The 2613-nt window shown below is 68.4% G+C and carries 2 protein-coding genes and 2 pseudogenes; 1 reads left to right on the forward strand and 3 read right to left on the reverse strand.

Going from position 1 to position 2613, the window contains the following annotated elements; translation table 11 throughout:
* Window positions 1-231: pseudogene (locus ABTZ94_RS37260) on the forward strand (hypothetical protein); the annotation flags it as partial.
* Between the two features lie 12 nt (window positions 232-243).
* Here ABTZ94_RS37260 and ABTZ94_RS37265 read toward each other — a convergent pair.
* The 3 genes and pseudogenes from ABTZ94_RS37265 to ABTZ94_RS37275 all read right to left on the reverse strand — a co-directional run.
* Window positions 244-885 (reverse strand): methyltransferase domain-containing protein, encoded by a 642-nt coding sequence (locus ABTZ94_RS37265; RefSeq protein ID WP_351207855.1) that lies wholly within the window; start codon window positions 883-885, stop codon window positions 244-246.
* Window positions 886-1221: 336 nt separating this feature from the next.
* A pseudogene (locus ABTZ94_RS37270) lies at window positions 1222-2061 on the reverse strand (transposase family protein).
* 69 nt (window positions 2062-2130) lie between these two features.
* A partial coding sequence (locus ABTZ94_RS37275; RefSeq protein WP_502967377.1) for a hypothetical protein occupies window positions 2131-2613 on the reverse strand: 483 nt, incomplete at its 5' end.

Here is a 2613-nt window from a genome sequence, read left to right on the forward strand (position 1 = left end):
TCATCGGATCGCGGGGAGGGAGCGGGGATGTCCGACCTGGAGCGGATCACGGCTCGCCGGAGTGAACTGGAGGCGCTCGCCGAGGAGTTGGGCAAACGGCTTCAGGAGGTCGAAGCGGAGCGGGAGGAGTTGGTGAGCCTGAGACGGGTCTGTACGGTCAGTTTGCTGTACAGACCCCCTTGGCGGGAGAAAACGTCAAGACCTGTGGGATCCGCGGCGTGGGCCGGGTGACCGGATGGGTAGTCACGGTGTCACGGCGAGCAGGTGGCAGGGCGGCTCGCGATGGTCCAGTATGTGGTGCTGGGTTGTGAGCCCGGCGGCCTCCAGAGCGGCCAGGACTTCAGCCACGGGGCGGAGGGTGAAGCCGTGCTTGGTGAACGGCTGACGGGCCATCCAGTCTGGATCGGCGATGCCGATCACGCCACGGCCGGTCGGTGCGAGCACCCGCTTCAGCTCACTGAAGCCCACCGTGGGATCGTCGATGAAGTAGACAGTGTTGAGGCTGATCCAGCCATCCAGCGCGCCGTCAGCGAACGGCAGGGAGTCCATCGTCGCCCGGTGCAGCTCAAGGTGCCCGGCAGCAACGTCAGACCGCCACGTCTTGCCGGCTCGGGTGAGCATGGCCGCGGAAGGCTCGACGCCGTGCACGCGACCATCGTCGTTGGTTGCGTCCAGCAAGAGCTGAAGCCCGAACCCGCCGCCGAACCCGATATCGGCCACCTTCTCGCTACCGCTCAGGTCCAGGGTCTCCACCGCAGCGGTGATCAGCGCGGCGTTGCGCTTGTTCAGCATCCTCGCGACCAGGGCCCCGAGCGGACCCGAGGGGCCACCCAGTTGGCGGCTGAAAATGCGGAGCCAGACGTCGGACACACGGATGTGGGGCACGGGGGCCACTATGGCAGCCACACCCTTGGTGCGGAACCGGTTGGCCAATCAGAGTTCCTCGGGAGGTGCGCCGCTTCCGTGCCACCCGACCGAGGGTAAACAACGGTCATCCACAGGTTCTGATCACCGCTTTGGCGGCCTCAGAGGCTGGTGATCCGCCTTGCCCGCACCCAGCTCCAGCCGCAGGACGTCGGCCTCGATACGTCCGCAGCCTGCCACTACTGGCATGGCAATGAGCGGTGCGCATCGTGAAGTTGCAGGTCATGGGTCTGGTGTGCGTGGATGTCGGCGTGCTCACAGTGGTCATAGGCGTATGACTCTCGTGAAGATCATCGGTCAGCGGGCGACTTCGCGGTTCGTCAGGACCAGCAGGGCCCTCACCAGCGTGGTCGCCCACTTCGGGTCGGTGCGTACCTTGCCGAGCACGCGTCAGTTCTTCAGGTGCGCGAAGCCGTGCTCGGCCGGGGCCCGTACCGCGGCCAGCGCCTTGTTGGACAGTTTCTGGCTGCGGGTCAGGGGCCGGTTGCGGGCGGCCTTGTAGCCGGTGATCACCGCCGGGTCGGCGTCCGGGCCGCTGTCGTCGAGGCCGACGAAGCCCAGGTCGGCGATGGCGCCGAGCCCGGCCGTGCGGAGATGGGCGGTGAGTTTGTCGTGCCGGCAGGCAGTGATCTCCGAGGTGCGTCCGGGCCTGGCCGCCGAGATCCACAGCAGGCGGCCCCGGTCGTCGGTGAGCGCGATCACGAGCAGGCCGTGGCATTTGTGCTTGCCGGAGTAGTTCTTCCGGTTCGCTGTTCCGGTGCGCCGCTGGGTGCGAATCAGGGAGCCGTCCAGCAGTACGATTCCGCCACCGGATCGGGTGATCTTCTTCAGGGCGCGGTCCAGGCGCGGGGCGCGGGCGGCCAGCAGGCCGACGACCTCCCGCACCCAGCGGGTGACGGTGGTGCGGTGCACCCCGTTTCCGCCGGCCAGATCGCCGGGCCGCTGGTCACAGCGCAGTACCGCCAGGACGATCCCTGCGATCCTTCCCGCGGGCAGGGCCCGCCACCGCGAGCCGATCTTCTTGCAGTGGCCGCGTATCAGGGTGGCGAGATAGTTCAGAGTGGCGCTCGACAGCGGCAGGAGGGCAGTGTAGACAAGGCCGTCAGGGCCCTCGACGGTGTCGTTGTTTTTCTTCACACCAAACTCAACTGCCGCCGGGGGCCCGCCGGTTACGCCCCGACCGTCCCCGCCCCCGTTTCGGCGTGGCTACCGGCGTGCGATGAACCGTCCGTCGGGCCGTTTATGCAGCCAGCCACGTTCGGCGAGCTTGGTCATCTTTGCCCGCAGCGGCTCCAGCTTCCCGCGCAACCCCACCTCAAGGCCCAGCTCCTCGCCCACCGCCCTGACCTGCACCGGACCATCGGCGGCCCGAACGATCGCCAAGATCCGGCGGTAGTCACCGGGCAGCGCGGTCTCCTCCAGATCATCGCCGCGATGCGGGACCAGCAGCACCGCACGCCCCGCCACCTGCGCTTTCGCCGGAGCCACCAAGGCGGCGGCCTCCGCCTGGAGGCGGTCCCGCTCGGCCAGACGGTGCAGCACCCGCTCGGCGATCACCAACTCCTCCCGCTCCGCCTCGACTTCCCGAAGCCGCTTGCCTAGCTCCTCGGCGAGCGCGTCCAGCTCGCTCCGGCGAGCCGTGATCCGCTCCAGCTCGGACATCCCCGCTGCCTCCCCGCGATCCGGCGG

The sequence above is a fragment of the Streptomyces sp. NPDC002785 genome (assembly GCF_040295565.1).
Lineage (GTDB): Bacteria > Actinomycetota > Actinomycetes > Streptomycetales > Streptomycetaceae > Streptomyces.